Annotated in this window: 16 protein-coding genes and 1 pseudogene; 2 read left to right on the top strand and 15 right to left on the bottom strand. The window is 73.1% G+C overall.

What is annotated here, in order from left to right:
• Position 1: 1 nt before the first annotated feature.
• The 4 genes from M2163_RS18580 to M2163_RS18565 form a co-directional block, all read right to left on the bottom strand.
• The gene (locus M2163_RS18580) at positions 2 to 1,039 is read right to left on the bottom strand and encodes a rod shape-determining protein (protein ID WP_280851671.1); all 1,038 of its coding nucleotides are present in this window, start codon (positions 1,037 to 1,039) and stop codon (positions 2 to 4) included.
• 178 nt (positions 1,040 to 1,217) lie between these two features.
• The gene (locus M2163_RS18575) at positions 1,218 to 2,594 is read right to left on the bottom strand and encodes a carboxyl transferase domain-containing protein (protein ID WP_280851672.1); all 1,377 of its coding nucleotides are present in this window, start codon (positions 2,592 to 2,594) and stop codon (positions 1,218 to 1,220) included.
• Entirely contained in the window at positions 2,587 to 4,038 is a 1,452-nt protein-coding gene (locus tag M2163_RS18570) for an acyl-CoA synthetase (RefSeq protein ID WP_280851673.1), read from the bottom strand. The genes M2163_RS18575 and M2163_RS18570 overlap by 8 nt, the downstream gene beginning before the upstream one ends.
• Positions 4,039 to 4,074: 36 nt before the next feature.
• Complete coding sequence (locus M2163_RS18565; protein WP_280851674.1) at positions 4,075 to 5,460, bottom strand: SLC13 family permease; 1,386 nt, start codon at positions 5,458 to 5,460, stop codon at positions 4,075 to 4,077.
• 235 nt (positions 5,461 to 5,695) lie between these two features.
• Between M2163_RS18565 and M2163_RS18560 the strand changes: the two genes are divergently transcribed.
• Positions 5,696 to 6,403 (top strand): FadR/GntR family transcriptional regulator, encoded by a 708-nt coding sequence (locus tag M2163_RS18560; protein ID WP_280894499.1) that lies wholly within the window; start codon positions 5,696 to 5,698, stop codon positions 6,401 to 6,403.
• A gap of 32 nt (positions 6,404 to 6,435) precedes the next feature.
• Here the strand turns inward: M2163_RS18560 and M2163_RS18555 are convergent, their stop codons facing one another.
• Positions 6,436 to 7,308, bottom strand: coding sequence for a hypothetical protein (locus M2163_RS18555; protein ID WP_280894498.1), 873 nt, complete (start codon positions 7,306 to 7,308; stop codon positions 6,436 to 6,438).
• 123 nt (positions 7,309 to 7,431) lie between these two features.
• Between M2163_RS18555 and M2163_RS18550 the strand changes: the two genes are divergently transcribed.
• Complete coding sequence (locus M2163_RS18550; protein WP_280894497.1) at positions 7,432 to 8,484, top strand: MerR family transcriptional regulator; 1,053 nt, start codon at positions 7,432 to 7,434, stop codon at positions 8,482 to 8,484.
• 69 nt (positions 8,485 to 8,553) lie between these two features.
• Here the strand turns inward: M2163_RS18550 and M2163_RS18545 are convergent, their stop codons facing one another.
• The 10 genes and pseudogenes from M2163_RS18545 to M2163_RS18500 all read right to left on the bottom strand — a co-directional run bounded on the left by M2163_RS18545 (position 8,554) and on the right by M2163_RS18500 (position 20,591).
• Entirely contained in the window at positions 8,554 to 9,150 is a 597-nt protein-coding gene (locus M2163_RS18545; protein WP_280894496.1) for a hypothetical protein, read from the bottom strand.
• On the bottom strand, positions 9,116 to 9,949 hold the full coding sequence (locus M2163_RS18540; protein WP_280851679.1) for an FkbM family methyltransferase: 834 nt from the start codon (positions 9,947 to 9,949) through the stop codon (positions 9,116 to 9,118). The genes M2163_RS18545 and M2163_RS18540 overlap by 35 nt, the downstream gene beginning before the upstream one ends.
• Entirely contained in the window at positions 9,946 to 10,185 is a 240-nt protein-coding gene (locus M2163_RS18535; protein WP_125195444.1) for a Trm112 family protein, read from the bottom strand. The genes M2163_RS18540 and M2163_RS18535 overlap by 4 nt, the downstream gene beginning before the upstream one ends.
• Entirely contained in the window at positions 10,182 to 11,087 is a 906-nt protein-coding gene (locus M2163_RS18530) for a hypothetical protein (protein WP_280897279.1), read from the bottom strand. The genes M2163_RS18535 and M2163_RS18530 overlap by 4 nt, the downstream gene beginning before the upstream one ends.
• Before the next feature lie 24 nt (positions 11,088 to 11,111).
• Positions 11,112 to 11,849, bottom strand: coding sequence for a class I SAM-dependent methyltransferase (locus M2163_RS18525; protein WP_280851680.1), 738 nt, complete (start codon positions 11,847 to 11,849; stop codon positions 11,112 to 11,114).
• A pseudogene (locus M2163_RS18520) lies at positions 11,846 to 13,235 on the bottom strand (condensation protein). Before M2163_RS18520 ends, M2163_RS18525 begins: the two are co-directional and overlap by 4 nt.
• The gene (locus tag M2163_RS18515; protein ID WP_280897277.1) at positions 13,232 to 17,425 is read right to left on the bottom strand and encodes a DUF3367 domain-containing protein; all 4,194 of its coding nucleotides are present in this window, start codon (positions 17,423 to 17,425) and stop codon (positions 13,232 to 13,234) included. Before M2163_RS18515 ends, M2163_RS18520 begins: the two are co-directional and overlap by 4 nt.
• Positions 17,422 to 18,177, bottom strand: a complete 756-nt coding sequence (locus M2163_RS18510; protein ID WP_280894495.1) for a class I SAM-dependent methyltransferase — start codon at positions 18,175 to 18,177, stop codon at positions 17,422 to 17,424. The genes M2163_RS18515 and M2163_RS18510 overlap by 4 nt, the downstream gene beginning before the upstream one ends.
• A gap of 50 nt (positions 18,178 to 18,227) precedes the next feature.
• Entirely contained in the window at positions 18,228 to 19,409 is a 1,182-nt protein-coding gene (locus M2163_RS18505; RefSeq protein WP_280851683.1) for a glycosyltransferase family 4 protein, read from the bottom strand.
• A gap of 192 nt (positions 19,410 to 19,601) precedes the next feature.
• The gene (locus tag M2163_RS18500) at positions 19,602 to 20,591 is read right to left on the bottom strand and encodes a DUF3068 domain-containing protein (RefSeq protein WP_280851684.1); all 990 of its coding nucleotides are present in this window, start codon (positions 20,589 to 20,591) and stop codon (positions 19,602 to 19,604) included.
• Positions 20,592 to 20,700 lie beyond the last annotated feature (109 nt).

Genomic DNA, 20,700 nt, shown 5'->3' with positions numbered 1-20,700 from the left:
CTCAGGTGGCCAGGGGGTCGAGCGACAGCGGCTCGATGCGGCCCTCCAGCATGTACCCGAGCCCCTGTACGGCGCAGACGTCGGGCCGCTCGGCGATGTGCACCGGCATCCCGGTGGCGTGCCGCAGCATCTGGTCGAGCCCCGGCAGCAGCGCGGAGCCGCCGACCATCATGATGCCGCGGTCGGCGAGGTCGGCCACCAGGTCGGGCGGGCAGTTGCGCAGCACCCGGCCGATGCCGTCGAGCACGGCGGTCAGCGGCGTCTCGATCGCGTCCCGTACGGCGGCGGTGTCGACCTGCACGGAACGGGCCAGCCCGGTGGCGACGTCCCGGCCGTGGATCTCGGTGGAGGCGGGGCCCTGCGGGGTGAGGCCGTTGCCGGAGAGGGCCAGCTGCAAGGGTCGTACGGACTGGCTGGGCAGCATCAGCTCGTGCTCGTGGCGCAGGTGCTGGACGATCGCGTGGTCCACGGCCTCGCCGCCGACCGGGATGCGCTCGGCGGTCACGATCGACCCGAGGGAGAGCACGGCGACCTGGGTGGCGGCGGCCCCGCACACCATGATCATGGTGGCCTCGGGCCGCTCGACGGGAAGTCCGCAGCCCACGGCGGCGGCGATGAGGGTGTCCACGAGCTCCACACGCCGTGCCCCGAGCCCGACGAGGGTCTCGATCGCCGCGCGCTGGGCCAGCGGGTCGGCGTCGTGCGGGGTGCAGGCGGCGGCCCGCAGCCGGGGCTTGCGGCGCAGGTTGCGGCGGATCCTGTCGCCCAGCAGATGGCGCAGCATGCGCTGGGCCATCTCGATGTCGACGACGGTGCCGCCGGAGACGGGCCGGACGACACGGATGTAGTCGGGGGTGCGGCCCGTCATCTTCTCGGCGAACTCACCGACCGCGATCAGCGCGCCGGTGCGGGTGTTCACGGCGGCGGCCGACGGCTGGTCGACGACGAGCCCGGCCCCCTTCACGTACACCCGCGTCCGCGCCGCGCCCAGGTCGACGGCGAAGTGGCAGCGGCGCAGCTGCTCCAGACTGGCGGTCATGGCAGGTCCTCCCGAGAGCACAGACCGTGGGGCCGCGCCGGGTGGCGGGGCTTAGTGGCATCGTGCGCGGGCGAGGGAGGGGGCGCCTTTATTAGAGGGCCGGGCGGGGCGCGGCTGAATGGGGGGTTTTGTCGCTTATGACCTAAATAAGTTCCCCGTAAGGTGGCGTGAGGCGGGGTCACAGGTGCCGTGGGCGGCCGCTTTCCCCGAACGGTGCGACCACCCCGAGCTCCACCAGGTCCTGCGGCCGGATCCGCAGCTGGTCCGCCGTCGACTCGACCTCCTCCGGACCGCGCTTCAGGATCGCCGCCGCCAGTTCCGGTGCGATCACCGAGAAGTAGCTGTCCGGTGTCGCGTACGTGGCTCCGGGCGCCGCCAGGGCCAGGGCGCCGCCGGAGCCGCCCTCGCCGATGAGCAGGGTGGTGATCGGGGTGCGGACGGAGGCGACCGCGGCGAACAGGTCGGCGATGGCCGCGCCCGCGCCCTGGCGTTCGGCCTCCGCGTCGTTGGCCGCGCCCGGGGTGTCCACCAGCGTGAGCACCGGGATGCCGAGACGGTCCGCGAGGCGGATGAGGCGGGCGGCGGTGCGATAGCCCGCGGGGCGGGTCGCCGTGCCGGTCTGGGCGGCATAGGCGATGGTGCGGCCCGCGTGCTCGCCGAAGCCGCACAGCATGCCCGGGTCGGTGCCGCCGCAGCGGTCGCCGGACACCGCCTCGCGGCGGGTGAAGTAGGCGTCCAGGTACGCCTTCGCCCTGGGCCGTTCGGGGGAACGGGCACGGCGGACCGCGTCCCATCCGGTGGCGGGCAGCCCGGTCGCACCGAGCGGGGCCGGGACGGGAGCGGGTGCGGGTTCGGTGGACCGGCCGTCGCCGGATCCGGTCGACGGGCGGGCCAGCAGGCGCAGCCACCTCCCCAGCGTCTCCCGCAGCTCCTGCGGCCGTACGACCGCGTCCGCCGCGCCCGCCGCCACCTGCGCCTGTGCCGAGTACGCCGACGGATCCGCGTCCGGCGGGCGGACCCGGGAACCCGCGAAGCCGACCTGGGCCCCCGGCAGGGCGAGGATCACGTCGGCGCCCGCGCCCAGGGTGGCCCAGCCGCCGCCCGTGGTGGGGTCGCGCAGGACCGCGATCTGGGGCAGGCCCGCCGCCCGCGTCAGGGCCGACTCGCGTGCCACGCGCTGGAGTTGGGACAGGGCGAGCATGCCCTCCTGCATACGACTGCCACCCGTGGCCACCAACGGCACGACGGGGAGGCGGTGTTCGCGGGCGTACCGGTACGCCGCCTCCAGCCGGTCGCCGGTGCGTTCGCCCAGCGAGCCGCCGAGGAAGCCGAACTCGAAGGCGATCAGGACGGCTCGGGTGCCCTCCACGTGTGCGGTGCCGCAGATGACCGACTCCTGCTCGCCGGTGCGCTCGGCGGCGCGGGCGCGCGAGGCGTCGTAGCCCTCCCAGGCGAGCGGCCCGTCGGGCTTCGGCCGCCGTTCGGGGTACGGGATCTCGGAGAAGTCGTCGGCGAGCAGCGCGAGCACCTCGCGTGCGGACGGACGCTCAGCCATGCAGCGCCCGCTTCATGATCTTCCCCATGTCGTTGCGGGGGAGGGAGTCGATGTGGTGGACGACCCGGGGGCGCTTGTGGGGTGCCAGTCGGCGGGCCACGTGGTCCGCCAACTCGTCGAGGGAGGGCGGTGACTGGGCGTCCGCCGGAACGATCCACGCCACGATCCGCTCGCCCAGGTCGGGGTCCGGCTCCCCGGTCACCGCCGCCTCCCGCACCCCGGGGTGCTCCAGCAGCGCGTTCTCGATCTCGCCCGCCCCGATTTTGTAACCCCCGCTCTTGATCAGGTCGGTGGCCTTCCGGCCGACGATCCGGACGTATCCGTCCGCGTCCCGCACCGCCATGTCCCCCGTACGGAACCAGCCGTCCGCCGTGAACGCGGCCGCCGTCGCGTCGGGACGGTTGAGGTACTCGGTGAACAGGTTGGGCCCGCGCACCTGGATCTCGCCCACCGTCTCGCCGTCGTACGACGTGATCGGCGACCCGTCCTCCTCCACCAGCCGCAGCTCGACACCCGGCAGCGGTACGCCCACCGTGCCCGCACGCGGCTCGCCGTCCGCGCGCACGCTGGTGTTCATCAGCGTCTCCGTCATGCCGTAGCGCTCGACGACCCGGCGGCCGGTCGCGGCCGTGATGCGCTCGTGGTCGTGCACGGGGAGGGCCGCCGAGCCGGAGACCAGGAGGCGGGCACCGGCCAGCGCCTTCACCAACTCGGGTTCTTCGGCGAGGGTTTCGGCGATGCGGTGGTACATCGTCGGGACACCGAAGAGCATGGTCGCGCCGCCGTTCAGCTCACGGGCCACACCGGCCGTGCTGAAACGGCCGAGGTGGCGGACCGAACCGCCGCGGCGCAGCGGGCCGAGGATGCCCAGGACCAGGCCGTGCACATGGAACAGGGGCAGGCCGTGCACGAGGACGTCCCGCGCGGTCCACTGCCAGGCGTCGGCGAGGGCGTCCAGGGTGGCGGTGACCGCCCTGCGGGGGATCACCGCGCCCTTCGGCGGCCCCGTGGTGCCGGAGGTGTAGACGACCAGGGCCGGGTCCGCGTCTCGCGCCGGGCTCTCGAGGGCGGGGACGGGGGCGCCGGTGCCGTGCACGTCGATGTCCAGGCGTTCCAAGCCGGCGAGCGCGGAGGGGAGTTCGGCACCCGGTGCGGAGAGCAGCAGACCGGGGGCGCTGTCGTTGAGGATGTGCCCGAGCTCCTTCTCGCCGGACTTCGGGTTCAGCGGCACCGCCGCGACACCGGCCTCCAGCGCCGCCACCACGGCCACCGCGGTCTCCAGCTCCGGTGTCGCCCAGACGGCCACGCGGTCGTACCGCGCCAGACGGGTGGCCAGGCCGCCGGCCGCGGCGGCGAGTTGCGCGTAGGTGAGCGAGCGGTCGCCGAACCGCAGGGCGGGACGGTCCGCCGCGATGCCCCTGAGGGCCGGGAAGAGAGAGGTCACGCTTCACAACTCCTGACGTGTTGTCGCCTGTCGGTCCTACCCGAACCCCGGCACGACCATCACCAGCCACACCACCGCGGGCACCACCGCGACCACGATGCCTCCGTAGACCATCAGCTGCCGGAAGAAACGCTCGCGGTCCACGTCCGGCGCCGCGGCCAGCACCAGCGCCCCGTTCGTCGAGAAGGGGCTCACGTCCACGACCGTCGCCGACACCGCAAGCGCCGCCACCATCCCCACCGCGCCGATCTCGCCCTGCGCGAGGAACGGCACGGCCAGCGGGATCAGCGCGCCCATGATCCCCACGGAGGAGGCGAACGCGGAGACGATCGCGCCGATGTAGCACAGCAGTACGGCGGCCAGCAGCGGGACGCCGATGCCGCCGACGCCCTCACCGGCCCACTTGATCGTGCCCATCTCGTCCAGCACACCCACGTAGGTGAGGACTCCGCAGATCAGCAGCACCGTGGTCCAGGCGATCTGTCCGACCGCCGTGCGGCTGTCCTGCGGCCAGGCGGCACTCAGGATCACCGCGAGGGTGATCGACGTGAGCCCGGCGTCGAGGTCGAAGACGAGGACGGCCACGACCAGGGCGACCAGGGCGGTCAGGGTCGCGACGCGGGCGGGGGTGAGGCGGGTGGTGTCGGGGGCGCCGGGGCGGGTGACCACGGCGGTGGCGGTACCGGAGGCGGCCGGGGCGTAGGCGGCTGGAGCGGTGGTGCCCGAGGGGCCGGGGGTGGTGCCGGTGTCCGGTACTTCGCGCCCGTCGGGGGTGTCCCCGGCGGCGCCGGTCTCGGCCGGCGGCACCGCCCCCCGCGCCCACAGCTTCAGCCCGCCGAACAGCACGAACATCACGCCCGCGATGACGAGGTTGACGATGAGGGAGGCCAGGAAGAGGAACACCTCGTTGCCCGGGAGGTGTTCGCGCTCGACGATGCCGTTGACGATCGTCCCGTAGATGCTGATCGGGGAGAAGCCGCCGCCCTGCGCGCCGTGCACCACCATCGCGCCCATCAGCAAGGGGCTGATCCCGTACCGCGCGGCGAAGCTCAGCGCGATCGGCGCGACGATCGCGACCGCGGCCGGGCTGACCGCGCCGATCGCCGTCAGCGCCCCCGTGAGCGCGAACATCACCCACGGGATCAGCGCCACCCTCCCGCGCACCAGCCGGATGGACGCGTGGACCAGCCAGTCCGTGGTGCCGTTGGCCCGCGCGATCGCGAACAGGTAGGTCACGCCGACGAGGACGACGAACAGATCGCCGGGGAAGCCGGCGAAGATGCCGTCCGCGTCGAGGCCGGCGACCAGCTCGCCCACCGCGAAGGCGGCGGCGAAGGCGAGGGCGCCCATGTTGACGGAACGGGTGGTGGCGATGACGAACACCACGACGAGGACGAGGATCGAGATGAGTTCGGGGGACATACGGGCTCCCGTCGTTGGGCCCCGGAGCGGTTGGGTGGGCTGAGCGGCTCACTGGGTGATTGGCTGAATGGTCAATTGGCTGAGCCACTCGGCCAGTGGGTGGTGGCTGGTTAGCGTGGTGCGAGGCGCGCGGAACGTCAAGGGCGCGCGCAGAATTGGCTCAGCCACTTGGCCAATTGACCGCCTATGGGGGTGTTACGGGGTGTTACTCTCCCGACGAACGAGAGGGGGACCCGTGACCGACGCCCTGCGCCCCATGAGCAAACCGCGCCTGTACGAACAGGTGCTGGACCGGCTGCGCCAGTACGTCACCGAGGCCGGGCTGCGGGCCGGCGACCGGCTCCCGCCCGAACGCGATCTGGCCACCCGCCTCGGGGTCAGCCGGGCCTCCGTGAAGCAGGCCATCGTCGTCCTGGAGGTCCAGGGCCTGGTCGAGGCACGGCACGGCGGCGGCACGTATCTCGTCCGCGACAGCCTCGACGTCGAACCCGTCGAGAAGATGGTCGAGCGGCGCCGGCGTCTGCCCGACGTCCTCGAGGCCCGCGAGGCCCTGGAGACCAAGCTCGCCGAACTCGCCGCCGAGCGCCGCACCGACGAGGACCTGGTCGCGATGCGGACCGCGCTCGCGACGATGGCCGGCGAGATCGAGGACGGCGGTCACGGTGTCGAGGGCGACCGGTTGTTCCACGCGGCGGTCACCGCGGCCGCGCACAGCAGCCTGCTCGCGGAGTTCATGCGCTCCATCGCCGACCAGATCGCCGAGAGCCGCACCGAGTCCCTGCGCCAGCCGCACCGCCCCGAGCGCTCCCTCGCCCAGCACCGGGCGATCCTCGACGCGATCGACCTGCGGCGCCCGGGCCAGGCGGCCACGGCGATGCGCCGCCATGTCCGCACGGTGGCGAAGGTACGGCTGCTGGACTGGGAGCCGGAGGACGGCGGGTAACGGGCCCGGGGCGGGGCCGGGAGCCGCTCGCGTCAGCGTCCGGCCGCTGCCAGCAGCGCCTCCACCACCGGCCCCAGGGACCGCGGGTGCAGGAACAGGAAGAGGTTCGGTTCGACCAGTTCCAGTTCCATGACCCGCGGCTGCCCGTCCTCCCCGTCGACGAGGTCCACGCGCGCGTACAGCAGTTCGGGCGCGTCCGGCACGGCGGCCAGGGCGCGTTCGGCGACGGCTACTTCGGCCGGGGTGGGGGTCCAGGGTTCCAGACCCGGGTGGGCGACCTTCTCCGCGTCGAAGGACGTACCGGGAGCGAGGACGGCCCGCTTTCGGCCGGCGTGCAGCAGCCGCCCCCCGAAGAACTGCAGCGCCCGCTCACCGCCCGCGTCGATGCCCCGCATGTACGGCTGCACCATCGCGGTCAGGCCCTCCGCGTGCATGCGCTCCAGGTGCCGTACGGCATCCTCGTGCTGCTCCGGCGTGTACCGCGCGGCGTAGCGCGCGCCCGCCCCGGACGTGGGCTTGACGACGTACTCGTGGCCGACGGGCAGGTCGGCCGGGTCGCCGGGCGCGAGATAGCGGGTCGGCACCACCGGCACCCCCGCCTCCGCGAGCTCCCCGAGGTAGCGCTTGTCGGTGTTCCAGCGCACGACCTCCGCCGGATTGGCGAGCCGCGTCGCCTTGCCGCACCGCTCCGCCCACGCCACGAACTCGGCCGCCCGCCAGCTGTAGTCCCAGGTGGACCGGATGACGGCCAGGTCGTAGCCGGCCCAGTCGACGTCGGCGTCGTCCCAGCACACGGCCCGCGCGTCGGCGCCGGCCTCGCGCAGCGCCGCCACCAGCACGGGCAGGTCGGCGTCCTTGTGGGGCTCGGGGCCGGGGTCGTAGGTGACGAGGGCGATTCGGGGCACGGCGGGTTCCTTTCCCTTACGGGTCGACCGGCAGGCTAACCGTGACGGACGCAACCGCCGCAACCGCTTTACCTTCCCCCTCGGTGAAGCCCCACCATCGGGGCGAGGAACGGAGGAGGCCGTATGGAGTGGCTGACGATCGGGGCCTTCGCGCGGGCGTGCCGGCTGACGCCGAAGGCGCTGCGGCTCTACGACGAGCTGGAGCTGCTGCGTCCGGCCCGCGTCGACGCGGTCACGGGCTACCGCTACTACACCCCGGACCAGCTGGAACAGGCCCGGCTGGTGGCCTGGCTGCGGCGGCTCGGCATGCCCTTGGCCCGTATCCGCGCGGTGTGCGGGCTCGCGCCCGAGGCCGCGGCCGTCGAGATCCGGGCGTACTGGGCGCAGGTCGAGGCGGAGACGGCCGTACGGCGGGACCTCGCCGCGTTCCTGGTGCAGGAGCTGACGGCCGCACCGAGGAAGGACACCACCGTGCTCGAACTGCGTTACTGCGCCCACTCGGACCCCGGCCGGGTCCGCCCCGCCAACCAGGACACGGCCCACGCGGGTGCCCGGCTCCTCGCGGTCGCCGACGGCTACGGCCCGGCGGGCGCCCCCGCCAGCAGCGCGGCCGTGGCGGCGCTGCGGTTCCTGGACAGCGCCGAGCTGCCGGCCGGCAACGTCCTCGACCTGCTGGCGGACGCCGTGCACGGGGCGAGCGAGGCGGTGCGGGACGTGGCCGCCGGCACGGACGAGAACGGCACCACGCTGACCGCCCTGCTGTGGACCGGCTCCCGGCTCGCCCTGGTCCACATCGGCGACTCGCGCGCCTATGTGCTGCGCGGTGGGGACCTCTTCCGCATCACCCACGACCACACGGTGGTCCAGTCCCTGGTCGACGAGGGCCGGCTGACCCCGGAGGAGGCGGTCACGCACCCCCGGCGGGCCCTGCTCCTCAAGGCCCTCACCACCGGCACCCCGGACCTCGGACTGCACGACGCCGAACCCGGCGACCGCTATCTCCTGTGCTCCGACGGCCTGTCCGCCGTCGTCCCCGACCCGGCCATCCGCACCCTGCTCACCGCCGCCCCCACCCCCGACACGGCCGTACACGCCCTGGTCGACGCGGCGAACACCGCGGGCGGCCCGGACAACGTCAGCTGCGTGGTGGCGGACGTGGTGGAGGGGACGGCCTGACGCCGGTGGGGAAGCGGTGCCCGGTGATCGGGAGCACCTGAGGCGCTCCCGGCAGCCCGCGGGACGAGGTCAGCGTACGGTCAGGCGTTGCAGCAGCCCCCACGTGAACTCGGCCACCACCTCGCGCCGTGCGCCCGTCTCGTCCGGGGCCGTGAAAGCCAGGCCCCAGCGGGTCGGGGCCGTGCCCTCCAGGGGGCGGGCCGGGGGGAAGGCGCGGGCCGCCTCGTCGACCGTGCATGACCAGGGGGTGAGGTCGGCGAGGGTGCGGAGGGCGGGGCTCCCGGCTCCCGGCGCGCGGATCAGCCACTCGTTCCAGACCGCGCCGGTCGGGGAGAGGAGGACCTCGAAGCGGAGGTCGGGCCAGAGCGGGACCGGCCAGAGCCAGGCCTCGCACTCCAGGTCGCCCACCGCGCGGGTCAGGACGGTCTCCGGGGCACCGAGGACCGAGCGGTACCGGGACGCGGCGGCGCGGGCCCGGGGGGAGCGGACCATCGCCTGCCAGCGCCTGTTGGCCTCCCGCATCTCCGCGATCGACACCCCCAGCGTGTGCCGGGCGTCCTCCACCAGGCCGGGGTTGTGGTCGGCCATGCGGCGCAGCAGGACCAGCTGGAAGTCGTGGACGGTGAAGGGGCTAGCCGGGGGCTTTCCGGAGGGCATGACCCCCATCGTCCCCCACGGCACTGACACCGGGCCTGCGGCCGTCGGGGAGGAAGAGCACCGAGTTGACGTAGCGGGGGCGGCGGAGGAAGGGCAGGACCCGGCGCAGCAGGCCCTGGCCGACGACGTACGAGGCCGTCTCCTGGTGGGCCTCCAGAGGGAAGCCGGACAGCGGGACCCAGGTGGCCCGGGGCAGCACCCAGCCGTCGTAGCCGAGGAGGGCGAGGTAGGTCACCACCGGTGCGATCGGCTGGATCCGGGACTCCAGTTCGACGAAGAGCGCGGGCCGGTCGCGCGTGAGGATTCCGGTGGCCCCGCGCAGGACCGCCAGCTCGCTCCCGTCCACGTCGATCTTGATGAAACCGACGTCCTTCAGGTTCAGTTCGTCCAGCGTGACGCAGCGGACGTCCACCGCCCGGCCGTGGATGTCGCGCCGGACCAGGGAGGACACCCCGCGGTCGCCCTCGTCTCCGGGCGGCAGCCACAGCCGGGCGGTGCCCGGCCGGTCGGCGGCGGCCGCCTGGACGACCTGGACGTTCGCCGGGGCCGCCGCGGTCAGCAGCCGGGCCAGATGGGGGACCGGTTCGACGGTCACCACCCGCCGTGCCCGCCCGGCGAGCCGGCGGGTCCACGGCCCGTACCAGCCACCCACGTCCACCGCCGTCCGGCAGCCCTCCGGGCACAGTTCGGGCAGCCGCGCCAGCTCCGGCTCGAAGCGCGGGTACACGGCCCGGGCGGCCGCCGCGACGAGACGGGTGGGCAGATGGGGGGCCACTCTCGCCGCCCAGGTGCGTGCGGGCACGGTCATGGGGTCATCCCGGGGGTCTGGGGGGAACCCCCGGTACAGCGGCGCAGGAGGTCCTCGTGCTCGTCGTCGGTCACCTGCTCGCCGGAGGCCGGCAGCAGCTGCGGGATGCCGTCGACGATCGGGTAACGGCGGTGCAGCCGGGGGTTGTAGAGGGCCTCGTCCGGCGGTACGAGGTGCAGGGGGCCCTTGTCGAGCGGGCAGGCCAGGATCTGCAGCAGCGGGTCGTCGGGGTTCATGGGGGCGTCAACTCCTTGGCACCGATGGCGGGTTGGGGCGCCGGATCGTGCTTGGGCATGCTCAGCAGCACGCCGACGGCGAGCACCGTGCCCGCGAGCCGCAGCGCGAGCCGCAGCGGGTCGTGGGGCAGGGACTCGCCGAACGAGAGCGTGCCCAGCACCGCGGTGTACAGACAGGTCACCGTCGTGCACACCGGCACGATCAGCGAGGCCCGGCAGCGTTGCAGCGCCGCCTGCGACATCACCAGGCCGAACGCCCCGGTGAACAACAGGAGATACGGATACGGGGAGCCCAGCAGCTCAACCACCGCGCCACCGAGCCCACTTGAGGTCGCGTAGCTCGACACCCCCTTGATCGCGAGCGAGCTGACCCCGTACAGCAGGCCCACCGCCACGCCGTACTCGACGCCGGTCGTCGGCATGCGGTGCCGGTGCCTGGTGCGCCGCTCGGCGGACCCGTACAGCCACACGCCCGCCGCCAGCGACGGCACGCACACCAGCAGGATCAGCTGGTACGGGGCGTCCCGGCTGACCCGGTCCGAGCCCTCCTTCAGGGACAGCACGACCATGAGGAGCGCGGCGAGGATGGCGCCCAGCGCGTACCGCTCCCGGCCGGTGGTCTCCTCGCCCAGCAGCCGCGCCGACAGCAGGACGAGCAGCACCAGACCGGAGACGAAGATGCCCTGCGCCGCCGCGATGGGCAGTGTCCGGTAGACCGCGAGCTGCGCCCCGAACCCGGCCGCCAGCGAGAGCGAACCGCCGATCCAGAGCGGGCTTCTGATCACCAGCCCCAGCAGCCGCAGAGGCTGACGGATCGTCACCTGGGGGAGCGCGGTGAGTGCCCTCTTCTCCAGGACGAATCCGACGCTGTACAGGGTGTTCGCCAACAGGGCCGCCGCCACTCCCCACCACATGGTCCCCGCCCCTCAGGTCTTGCGCGCGTGCAGCAGCAGGATCGACGCGAGCGAGGGTCTGGCGCAGGCCAGCCGGTCCAGTGCGCGCAGCGGACGCGGCACCCCGTGGAAGGGCGCCCCCGCCAGCCGTACGACCTCGAAGCCGGCCGCCGTGACGAACCCGCGCAGCGCACGGGCCGTGTACAGCCGCAGATGCCCCACGACCTCATGGCCCGGCCGTCCGTGGATCGCCCGCAGGCTCACCTCCGAGAACACCGGCTGGACACCGGCCAGCAGCAGTCCGCGGTTGTACCAGGCGGCCAGGTTCGGTGTGGACAGCATGAGATGGCCCCCCGGCCGCAGGATGCGGCGGATCTCGTCGAGTGCGGCGTCGGGGTCGACGAGGTGCTCGACGACCTCGCTGAACAGCACGGCGTCGACGGAGGAATCCTTGAACGGCAGTCCTTCGCCGGTCAGTTCCCCGCGAACGGCGTACGGCAGCCGGGCGCGGGCGCGCCGCAGGGCGTCCTGGGACCAGTCGACGCCGACGATCCGGTGGCCGGTGAGGAGCGGGGCGGCGGTGGCGGCCGCGGTGCCGTCGCCGCAGCCGATGTCCAGGACGGTGCACGGGGCCGTTCCGCCGGCTCCGAGGGCGGCGGCCAGCATGCGGGCCTGGCGCAGGGAGCGGGGCGTACCGGAGGCGACCGGGACGGCCGGGTCCTCGTAGAAGTCCCTGAGGCCGCCGCGGCGCGGGGGCGCGGTGGTGTTCACGGGGCCACCTCCGTGGTGTGCAGGTAGTGCTCGAACAGGTCCCGCAGATGGGCGCCGTCGCCGTGGCCGAGCAGGGCCCGGGACCAGCGCAGGGCGAGGTGCAGCCGGCCCGCGGTGGAGGCGGTCGTGACGGTGAGGCCGCGGGGCATCCTCGCGGGCGCCGAGAACCACACGGCGTGCGCGCGGCCGGCCTCCTCGCCGAAGTCCAGGGGGTACGGGATGCGGCCGATGTTGCTGAGGAGGGTGGTGGAGGTCCAGGGGGGCCGCCGCCCTGCGCAGGCCGCGGGTGAGGGCGGCCCGCCACGCCACCGGGGTGACCGGGGCCGTGAGGAGGCCGGCCCCGTGGCCGAGCTGGGGGCGGGGGAGGGATTTCAGGGCCCGGGTCCGCTCGGCCGTGCGGCGCAGGAACTCGGGCATGCCGGCCGGGTCGTGCGGCAACTCCGAGGGGGAGAAGGGGACTTCGACCAGCCGTGTGCCGTTGCCTATGGGCATGGTCGCGTCCCTGGGACGGTCGTCCACGGGCATCGTGATGCGCAGGGGGCGGGGGGACTGGCCGTGTTCCCGGTTCCAGTGGGCGACCGTCAGGGCGGTGGCGGCCATGAGCTGGTCGTTGACCGTGTAGGGGGAGCCCTTGGGGCGGTGGGGGAGGGGGAGTTCGGTGACGAGGAGGCCGTTGCCGGGGGTGTGCTCGGGTGTGCCCTTCGCTACGCGGGCCGGGCGGGCCCAGTTGGAGGGTGTCTCCGGGCTCTGCGGGGGGTCCGGTGCGCGGGTGGGAGCTGGGGTGGGGGAGTTGTCCTTGCCGCCGTAGATCTCGGCCGCCGTGGCGAGTATGCGGAGGCAGGCGGGGCCGTCCAGGGCTGTGTGGTTGATGGTGAGGAAGAGGACGGTCGCGTTTCGGGTGCGGGGGAGTGGGGGCTGGTCGCGCCCCGCGGCGGAGCCGCTGATCGATACAGCCCCGCGCCCCCAATCAGGTGGGTGCAGGCCGACCATGTCCGATGCCTCGCTGCCTTCCGCCGGGCCCGCTCCCTCCACCACCTCCAGACGGATCGGTGGGGACAGCGAGAGTGGGGGTGCCTCCTCCAGGGCCCTCGTCCTTGCGTCCCGCAACGCGTTCCTCCCCGGCGTCGGAAAGGTCACCACCTCCACATCCGGTTCCGCCGTCAGCTCCCACTCGTAGCGGCGGCGCAACCAACCCCCCTGGGCCTCCCGCATCAGGATCCGGGGGTGGCGGTGCAGGGCCTCCAGGAACGCCTTCCGCAGCCGGGACCGGTCCAGCCGGCCCGGCAGGTGCACCTCGATGTGGACCGTCTCCGGTTCCTCCTCCTGGAGGCAGTGGCGGGAGACCTCGTCCACGACCGGGAACGGGATCCGTGCGGCAGGCGTCATGCCGGTTCGCCCCTTCCCTTTTCCACCTGGACCGGCGGGAGTTGCTGCGTAGGTGCCTCGGAACCGGGAGGTGCCTGCGGTTCCCGGACGCTCACCAGTGCTGCGAACAGTCCGATCAGGGCCAGCAGTTGGGCCGCGTGCCCGAAGCCTCCCTCGCCGGCGCCCACCGGTTCGCCCGCGCCCACCGCCGCGGCGATGCCCGCCCCGGCCAGGGCCGCGAAGGCGATCGGCACCAGCCAGGCATGGCGTCGGGACGCGAGCAGCGCCAGCGCCGGGACCAGCAGTGCGAACCATCCGGCGATCACCACACCGACCAGCGTGAGTGCCACCACCCCGAGCCACACCCCCGGCGCCGGAGGCACCGGCTGGGGTTCGTCCGGGTTGGGGGTGCGCCTGCGCCACAGCACCAGGCCCACCAGCACCGCCAGTGCGACCGCGCTGCCGACCAGCGCGCCGTCGTACGTCGTCGCCGGCTCGTACGACAGCTTCACGGCGCCGCCCGCCCCCGCCGGGATCCGCCAGCCCTGCTGCCAGCCGTCGAGCCGCAGCGGGGTGAGGGACTCGCCGTTCAGCGTGGCCTTCCAGCCGTCGTTGTAGTTCTCGTACGTCGTCAGGTACGAGGCGGCGCCGGACCCGACGGTCACCTCGCGCCGGTCGCCCAGCCAGTCCCGTATCCGCAACTCCCGGTTGAGGGAGGTGGGTTCGGCGATCGTGCCGCGGGTCAGGGTGATGTCGGTCAGCGCGAGCGGCCCGGCGTCCCCGCCCTCGACGGTGTGCTCACCGGCGGCGAGGGACAGGTCGGCGTCCGAGCGGCCCGACCGGCACAGCGTCACGGTGAGCGCACGCCGTTCGGTCAGGTCGCGGATCCGGCCCGACACACCCGTCTCGTACAGCTTCCCGTCGACCGCCAGGACAGGGCCCTTGCCGCACGGCAGGGAGAACGTCCGGCCGGCCTTCGGCTGCGGGGTCCGGTACTGGTCGAGGGCCGGGAGGTACGCCTCCGTGAGTCCCACCGGGAGCTGGAGGTCCTCGTCGGCGACCGGGTTGTGCAAAACCAGCGGGGCCGTCTTGGTGATCGTGATGTCGAGACGGTCGGTGGTGATCGCGGGGAAGCGCACCGCGCCGTTCTCGTCGACCCCGGCGACCGTCGCCCCGTCGGGCGAGGTGATGTCGACCTCGGTGGGACGGGTGGAGAGGCCGCCCGCCGCTGCCAGCACGATCTCGGAGACGGGCTGCTTGCCGTTCCAGCTGAGGTGGACGGTGGGGCGGTCGCCCGCGATCCAGGCGGTCGTGAGGTCGCCGTCGGTGAGGTTGCGGGCCGACAGGCCGGTGCCGAGGCCGGCCGTCGAGTCGGCGGTCGCGGTGATGCGGTTGCGCTGGTCCGGAGCCACCTCGTACAGCAGTCTGTCGAGTGCTTCCCCGGTCACCGGCACCGCGCTCGCCTTCACCGAGTACGTCCCCGAGGACTCGGTGGTGAAGCGGCGGTGCAGGCCGGCCTCGGTGCCGGTCGGGGAGATCCCGGCCGGGTCGGGCACCCGGTGCAGGGAGACGACCTCGGCGGCGGAGTCCGTGCGCTCGGCGTCGGTCGGCAGCCGCAGCAGCCGGGTCACCTGCACGTGCGGCAGGTCGATCTCGGAGAACCCGGCCCCGGCGAGACCGGCTCGCCGCGCGACCGAGTCGACGATGGTGAGCTTCATCCAACCCGTCGCCCCGGGCGGCGCCTTGACGCTCTGCGTCGATCCGTCGGCCCGCAGGAAGCTGGTCCGCGAGCCCCGCTCCGTCTCCACCCGCACCTTGGTCGCCGCCGACCGCACGCTCTCCTGCGGCAACGGCGTGACCTTGAAGGAGGAGGGCATGTCGTACGCGGGATCGGACAGGCCGATGCGCAGCCACTGCCCGTCCGGCGAGCCCGCGACACCCTCCGCCCAGGCGGTGTCCGGGTTGCCGTCGAAGGCATTGACCGGGTCGAACTGCGGCAGGTGGAACAGCCAGTTGCCGTACGAGGACGCCGTCACCGAGCGGGCGCCGCGCAGTTCGGCGACCGTCTGGTGCGTCCGGCCCGTCGTCGGCAGGATCTGGTGCGGTTTCTCACCGGCGTCCTGGGCGGCCCCGGAGGCGTTGCGCTCGTCGCTCGTGTACGTGTACGACGTGTTCGCGTTGACGAGCCCGAAGCGGGTGTCCGCCCGCCGCAGTCCGTCGCCGGCGATCTGGAGCGGCGGGGTGCCGAGACCGGGGTGGTTGTCACCGGTCAGCACCGTGGCCCGGCCCCGCAGTTCGGCCGCGAGCGGCAGCAGTGACTCGGGGCCGCCGGACACCTGGGCGGTGTCGGCGACCGGCAGCAGACCGGCCTGTCCGGGCCGCGGCACGTCCTCGCTCGCCGGACGGTAGATCTCCACCGCCCGCTGCCTCGGGTACAGCCCCTCGATCTGGAGCGGGGTGTCGTGCGCGATCCGCCCGCCCGTCATGAGCGGCCCGAGGCCCGTCACCCGCTCGTAGCCGGACTGTTCGAGGGCCCGCTTGACCACCGAGGACGACACCGCGCCGATCTGGTCCGGGTCGAGGTCGTTGCGGACGACGACGTAGTAGACGCCGGCCCGGCTCAGGTAGTCGGCCAGGCCCGGTATCTCGCCGCCGGTCAGCAGCGCCTGCTCGACCGCGTCCGTGGCCCGCCGGTTGCCGGGGGTGCCGAAGGGGACGTAGTCCCGTTGCGCCCAGCGGGACTCGGCGAGGACGTCGAGCGGCTGGTCGATGGGGGAGCCCCAGGTGTAGATGCCGTGCGCGGTCGCGGGGACGACGAGCGCGCGCGAGTCGGGGGAGTACTTCTCCAGCCAGTCGGCCGTGGTGTGCCAGTACTTCGGCAGCTCCTGGAAGGACCCGGGGTTGAGGATCGAGCCGTTGAGGTACGGCCACAGCAGCCCGGGGAGGATGAGGACGGCCGCGACGAGCGGGGCGTACCGGCGGCCTCTGATCTCTCGCGCCCCGCGGGCCTCGGCGGCCACGCCCACCACATGGGCCAGGCCCAGCACCAGCGCGAGGGCCAGCCCCGGTTGGAACTTGTAGATGTTGCGGAACGGGGCGAGACCGCCGTCCAGCCAGTCCTGCACCACCCCGTGGAAGGGGGCGCCGAACGCGCCGCCGTACCCCGCGAGCAGCACCAGCACGGACGTCAGCGCGGTCAGCACCAGCCACCTGCGCTCCGGCAGGTCCCGCCGCGCCAGGCCCGCGAGTCCGAGCCCGGCCGCGCACGCCGAGCACAGGACCACGATCACCGAGGAGGCCACGCTCCAGCCGGCCGGCAGCCACGCCTCCCCCAGATGCAGATAGGCGACCCAGTTCCCGGCCCCGCGCAGGGCTTCGGTCGCCGACATCGTCTCCGTGGTGGTGCGTGCGCTCTCGACGTAGGGCAGGAAGTTCTCGCCGTAGAAGCCGAGCAGCAGCAGCGGGATCACCCACCAGGCCGTCGCCAGGATGACGCCCGGCACCCACCAGGCGATCAGCTTGCGCTGCCGTGGTCCGGGGGGCCGGGACAGGAGGTACAGCCCGACCGGGAGCAGACAGGCCAGGGTGGAGGCCGCGTTGACCCCGCCCATGAACGGGACGACCAGTGCCGAGCGCAGGGCGGCGATCCGGGCGCTGTACCGCTCGTTCGTCAGGGGCAGCAGCACCCAGGGCAGGAAGGCACCGGGCAGCGCGGCCGCGGAGGTCGAGCCGACGACGATGGTGAAGGTCGGCCACAGCGCGTACGCGACGGCGGCGAGCAGCCGGGACGCCCCCGTGCCCACACGCAACCGCTCGGCCAGCCGCAGCGCCCCCCAGAAGGCCACCGACACGACCACCGACAACCACAGCCGCTCCACCAGCCACACCGGCAACTGGAGGGCGTGGCCCAGCCAGTAGAACGGCAGCATCGGCCACAGATAGCCGACGTACTGGTCCTGGATGCCGCCGAAGGAGCCCTGGTCGTGCCAGAGCTGTCCGAGGTCGGCGAGGAACCGCCCCGGGTCCGTGGTGACGCCCAACTTGGTGTCGAAGGTCTGCCGGCCCGGGTGCACCGCCAGGAACAGCACGAAGACCACGGCCCAGAACCCCAGCAGCCAGCTCCGCGACCGCGGGCCCTCCGGGGGGCCCGACATGATCGCGGTGGTGGGGACGGCTGCCGGTGGAGGGGCCTGGACCGTGGACGTCGTCATGGTGGACACCGCCGGAGGATGAGGAGGAGGTTCCAGGTGGCGACCTCGCGGATGCCGGGAGCCCGTACGACGGTCTCCGCGAGGACGGGCCAGTAGCGGGAGCGCGCCGAGACGACCGTGACGTCGTCCCGGGCGCGCACCTGCCGCAGGGTCGGGCCGATGTGCACGGCGAACAGGTTCTCGCCGAGGGTGTGCTTGGCGGCCTTTCCGGTACGGCGCCGATAGCGGGCGCGGGCCCGCTCGGCACCCAGGTAGTGCCAGGGCGCCCACTCGTGACCGCCCCACGGGGACAGCCAGTTGGTGAACGACACGTAGATCAGCCCGCCGGGCCGGGTCACCCGGACGAGCTCGCTGAGGAAGGTCTCCGGATCGGCGACGTGCTCCAGGACGTTGGAGGAGAAGGTGACGTCGGCCGCCGCGTCCCGCAGGGGCAGCAGATAGCCGTCGGCGATCACGGTGGAGCCGGGCGGTTTCTCCCCCAGTTCGCGCGGGTCGGGCTCGAAGAGGAATGCGTCGGCACCCCGTCTGCGGAACTCCTCGGTGAAGTACCCGCTGCCGCCGCCGACGTCCACGACCGTACGTCCGGCGACGGGACCGTCGTAGGCCTCGACCTGGTCCACGGCGTCGCGGGCGAGCAGCGCGTAGCAGGCCCCGGGGTCGTCCTGCTCGTGCAGGAAGGCCCGGAACAGATGCAGGGAACGTCTGAACGAGGGGTCCTTGAATGTCTGGGGGCGCGGGGCGGTGTCGGCCATGCGGCTACCGCCGCGCAGGCGCGACCAGCCACGACGCACCCGCAGCCGCGTCACGGCCCCCAGCCCCTCACCGCCTCGGCGGCAACAGCCCGGAACTGTCTGACAGTCCGGTGCCAGCGATAACGCGCCGCCCGGTCCCGCGCCGCCTTGCCCATCACTTCCCGGCGATGTCCCGACAGGGCAAGCGTGCACCAGGCGGCGGCGAACGAGGACTCGCCCCGCGCCAGCACGCCGGTCTCCCCGTCCACGACGGAGTCCCGCAGCCCGGGTACGTCGAAGGCGACGGTCGGCGTCTGGCGGGTCGCGGCCTCGGTGACGACCAGGCCCCACCCCTCCACGGCCGAGGGGTGCAGCAGCAGCCACGCCTCGCACAGCAGCCGGTGCTTCTCGGCCTCGGAGACATGGCCGGTGAACTCCACACCGGGGCCGGCGAGTTGTTCCAGCCGGGCGCGCTCGGGTCCGTCGCCGACGATCACCAGCCGGCCTCCGGTCACCGGCCGCACCCGCTCCCACAGTCTCAGCAGCAGGTCGATCCGCTTGTACTCGACGAGCCGGCCCACGGCCACGAAGAGCGGTTCCGGGGAGCGGCGCACCAGGGGTTCGGGCTCCTCGACCCCGTTGTGCACGACCCGGATACGGTCCCGTTCCACCCCGATCGCCCGCAGGGCCTGGGCCGTGGACGGGGACACGGCGACCAGCAGACTCCGGTGCCGGGCCGCCGCACCGGCCAGCGCCCAGTGTTCGAGTCTTCGGCCGATCCGGGCGGCCGGGGCCAGCGGCCCGCCGAACCGCATCTTCCACAGGTCGGTGTGCACGTGGTTGACCAGGCACAGGGTGGGGCCGCGGTGCCACAGGGGCGCGAGGTACGGCATGCCGTTGCAGACCTCGACCAGCAGGTCGGTCTCGCCGACCTGGCGGGCGAAGGCCGTGCGGGCGCGCAGGTAGTGGCCGAACTCGCCGCCCGCCGACACCACGCGGTAGTCCCGGTAGGAGGCCGGGCCGCCGCACAGCAGGGTCACCTGGTGGCCGAGCCGGGTCAGTCCGTCGGCGAGCCGGTCGACGAGGAGCTCGGAGCCGCCGGCGGCCGGGTTGTCGAGGTCACGATGGGCGAGAAAAACGATTCGGCGAGGGGGTGGGGGGAGCGCCGACGTGTGGTGCGGGCTGTGCGGTGAGGGTTGCCGCTGCGACGCCTGGGGGGACGTCCGCAGCGGGTGGGGCACGTGCTGGGGCATGGGTGCTCCAACTCGTCTCAGGGTGCGGAACTCAGCGGTTTTTTTCAGCTGGTTGTGGGGGGACTGAGCGCTTCCTAGGAGTGTGGTGTGGACGGGTTGTGCTCGGGTGGGGTGGCACAGTTTTCGCCCACCCGAACGCCGTGGCTACTCACGTACGTGACAATTTCCGGGCTTATTAGAGCTGACGTCCAGTCACATCGTGAGGACAGGCTGGGGCGTACCGCTCATATCGGTTGACTCGGGGCGCCTGCGTCCCCGTACCACCAAAACGCCCCCCACGGCAGCCAGAACGAATCCAGCCACAGCCGCCCCGATCGGCAACGTCTCGCCCACCGCGCGCAGCTGTCCGCTGTCCCGCTTCGCCAGCCGCACCGCCTCCTTCTGGGTCGCGGTGGTGAACGCGATCTTCCGGCTGTCCAGCAGGACCACGGCGTCCTTCTTCGCGCCGGGTGCCCGCAGGGTGCGCTTCGGGCCGACCTGCGCGTAGACCACCCGGCCGGTGCGCTGGTCGACGACCAGCTCGATGCCGTGGTTGGAGTACCACTCCTCGGCCAGCACCTGCGGCCGGCCGGGTTCGTCCACGATCGTGCCCGGCACGAGCCGTGTCCCGACCTTCGCCGGGGCGACCGTGCCGGTGAACCGGTAACCCGTGTACCCCTGAACCTTCTTCGTACCCTGGTAACGCAAAGTCACCGTCGAACCCAGCGAGTTGTCCCACCACTGGTAGGAGCGTCGCTGCACGTCGAAGGGGAACTTCAGGTAGGCCTCGCCCTCGATGTACGGCTTCTCGCCGCAGCAGTGCACCGGCTTGGTGGTCCTCCGGTCCATGACCCAGCGGTGCGGGACGAACTCCAGGGCGTCGTGCGGGTCGGAGGCTGGCAGCGACTTGTCGGTGTCGACGGTGGTGGTCACGTCCCACACCGCGGCCCGGCCGCTGCGCTCGCTGTCCTCGACGTCGCCGCGCACCCGCTGGGTGACGGTGATCCGCTGCCCGGGAACCGTCTCCAGCTCCTCGGTGTCGAAGACGCTGCCCGTCCCGCGGTAGACGGCGGTCTGGTCGATGTCGATCGGGTTCACGGCCGCTCGCGGTTCCACGTACCACGCGAGCAGGGGCGCCAGTACCAGCAAAAACGTGCCGAGTCCCAGCAGAATCAGGGAGATTGGAGAGGCTGTACGGCGCATCCGGACACTCCTGTGGCGTGAGATGACGGAGTTCGGGCCGCTCTATGGGCCGGAGACCGTAGGCGTCCTGGCACGGGGTGTCAATGTCTTGACGGATTGTCAATCGCCT

The organism is Streptomyces sp. SAI-135, assembly GCF_029893805.1.
Taxonomy (GTDB): Bacteria; Actinomycetota; Actinomycetes; order Streptomycetales; family Streptomycetaceae; genus Streptomyces.
This window is presented reverse-complemented; position numbering and strand designations above follow the sequence as displayed.

Excerpts from the sequence above, each read along its gene's own strand:
- M2163_RS18580 (WP_280851671.1), bottom strand. The coding sequence starts at position 1,039 with ATGACCGCCAGTCTGGAGCAGCTGCGCCGCTGCCACTTCGCCGTCGAC.
- M2163_RS18565 (WP_280851674.1), bottom strand. The coding sequence starts at position 5,460 with ATGTCCCCCGAACTCATCTCGATCCTCGTCCTCGTCGTGGTGTTCGTC.
- M2163_RS18575 (WP_280851672.1), bottom strand. The coding sequence starts at position 2,594 with ATGGCTGAGCGTCCGTCCGCACGCGAGGTGCTCGCGCTGCTCGCCGAC.
- M2163_RS18500 (WP_280851684.1), bottom strand. The coding sequence starts at position 20,591 with ATGCGCCGTACAGCCTCTCCAATCTCCCTGATTCTGCTGGGACTCGGC.
- M2163_RS18540 (WP_280851679.1), bottom strand. The coding sequence starts at position 9,949 with ATGACCGTGCCCGCACGCACCTGGGCGGCGAGAGTGGCCCCCCATCTG.
- M2163_RS18515 (WP_280897277.1), bottom strand. The coding sequence starts at position 17,425 with ATGACGACGTCCACGGTCCAGGCCCCTCCACCGGCAGCCGTCCCCACC.
- M2163_RS18550 (WP_280894497.1), top strand. The coding sequence starts at position 7,432 with ATGGAGTGGCTGACGATCGGGGCCTTCGCGCGGGCGTGCCGGCTGACG.
- M2163_RS18545 (WP_280894496.1), bottom strand. The coding sequence starts at position 9,150 with ATGGGGGTCATGCCCTCCGGAAAGCCCCCGGCTAGCCCCTTCACCGTC.
- M2163_RS18510 (WP_280894495.1), bottom strand. The coding sequence starts at position 18,177 with ATGGCCGACACCGCCCCGCGCCCCCAGACATTCAAGGACCCCTCGTTC.
- M2163_RS18535 (WP_125195444.1), bottom strand. The coding sequence starts at position 10,185 with ATGAACCCCGACGACCCGCTGCTGCAGATCCTGGCCTGCCCGCTCGAC.
- M2163_RS18505 (WP_280851683.1), bottom strand. The coding sequence starts at position 19,409 with ATGCCCCAGCACGTGCCCCACCCGCTGCGGACGTCCCCCCAGGCGTCG.